This is a genomic window from Salmonella sp. NW722 (assembly GCF_051702785.1).
In the GTDB taxonomy this organism is placed as follows: domain Bacteria; phylum Pseudomonadota; class Gammaproteobacteria; order Enterobacterales; family Enterobacteriaceae; genus Salmonella; species Salmonella enterica.
This window is the reverse complement of the sequence record NZ_JAMMIN010000022.1, coordinates 1-1736: the sequence shown is the minus strand read 5'-3', so window position 1 is coordinate 1736 and position 1736 is coordinate 1. Positions and strand designations below refer to the sequence as shown.

The 1736-nt window shown below is 52.6% G+C and carries 1 rRNA gene; it reads left to right on the top strand.

The window, feature by feature from the left end:
- Window positions 1–145 precede the first annotated feature (145 nt).
- A 16S ribosomal RNA gene (locus NA330_RS23145) occupies window positions 146–1687 on the top strand.
- Window positions 1688–1736 lie beyond the last annotated feature (49 nt).

Below are 1736 nucleotides of genomic sequence, written 5' to 3'. Positions count from 1 at the left end.
CTGCTCTTTAACAATTTATCAGACAATCTGTGTGGGCACTCGAAGATACGGATTCTTAACGTCCTCGGACGAAAAATGAATACCAAGTCTCAAGAGTGAACACGTAATTCATTACGAAGTTTAATTCATTGAGCATCAAACTTTTAAATTGAAGAGTTTGATCATGGCTCAGATTGAACGCTGGCGGCAGGCCTAACACATGCAAGTCGAACGGTAACAGGAAGCAGCTTGCTGCTTTGCTGACGAGTGGCGGACGGGTGAGTAATGTCTGGGAAACTGCCTGATGGAGGGGGATAACTACTGGAAACGGTGGCTAATACCGCATAACGTCGCAAGACCAAAGAGGGGGACCTTCGGGCCTCTTGCCATCAGATGTGCCCAGATGGGATTAGCTTGTTGGTGAGGTAACGGCTCACCAAGGCGACGATCCCTAGCTGGTCTGAGAGGATGACCAGCCACACTGGAACTGAGACACGGTCCAGACTCCTACGGGAGGCAGCAGTGGGGAATATTGCACAATGGGCGCAAGCCTGATGCAGCCATGCCGCGTGTATGAAGAAGGCCTTCGGGTTGTAAAGTACTTTCAGCGGGGAGGAAGGTGTTGTGGTTAATAACCGCAGCAATTGACGTTACCCGCAGAAGAAGCACCGGCTAACTCCGTGCCAGCAGCCGCGGTAATACGGAGGGTGCAAGCGTTAATCGGAATTACTGGGCGTAAAGCGCACGCAGGCGGTCTGTCAAGTCGGATGTGAAATCCCCGGGCTCAACCTGGGAACTGCATTCGAAACTGGCAGGCTTGAGTCTTGTAGAGGGGGGTAGAATTCCAGGTGTAGCGGTGAAATGCGTAGAGATCTGGAGGAATACCGGTGGCGAAGGCGGCCCCCTGGACAAAGACTGACGCTCAGGTGCGAAAGCGTGGGGAGCAAACAGGATTAGATACCCTGGTAGTCCACGCCGTAAACGATGTCTACTTGGAGGTTGTGCCCTTGAGGCGTGGCTTCCGGAGCTAACGCGTTAAGTAGACCGCCTGGGGAGTACGGCCGCAAGGTTAAAACTCAAATGAATTGACGGGGGCCCGCACAAGCGGTGGAGCATGTGGTTTAATTCGATGCAACGCGAAGAACCTTACCTGGTCTTGACATCCACGGAAGTTTTCAGAGATGAGAATGTGCCTTCGGGAACCGTGAGACAGGTGCTGCATGGCTGTCGTCAGCTCGTGTTGTGAAATGTTGGGTTAAGTCCCGCAACGAGCGCAACCCTTATCCTTTGTTGCCAGCGGTTAGGCCGGGAACTCAAAGGAGACTGCCAGTGATAAACTGGAGGAAGGTGGGGATGACGTCAAGTCATCATGGCCCTTACGACCAGGGCTACACACGTGCTACAATGGCGCATACAAAGAGAAGCGACCTCGCGAGAGCAAGCGGACCTCATAAAGTGCGTCGTAGTCCGGATTGGAGTCTGCAACTCGACTCCATGAAGTCGGAATCGCTAGTAATCGTGGATCAGAATGCCACGGTGAATACGTTCCCGGGCCTTGTACACACCGCCCGTCACACCATGGGAGTGGGTTGCAAAAGAAGTAGGTAGCTTAACCTTCGGGAGGGCGCTTACCACTTTGTGATTCATGACTGGGGTGAAGTCGTAACAAGGTAACCGTAGGGGAACCTGCGGTTGGATCACCTCCTTACCTTAAAGAAGCGTACTTTGCAGTGCTCACACAGATTGTCTGATGAAAA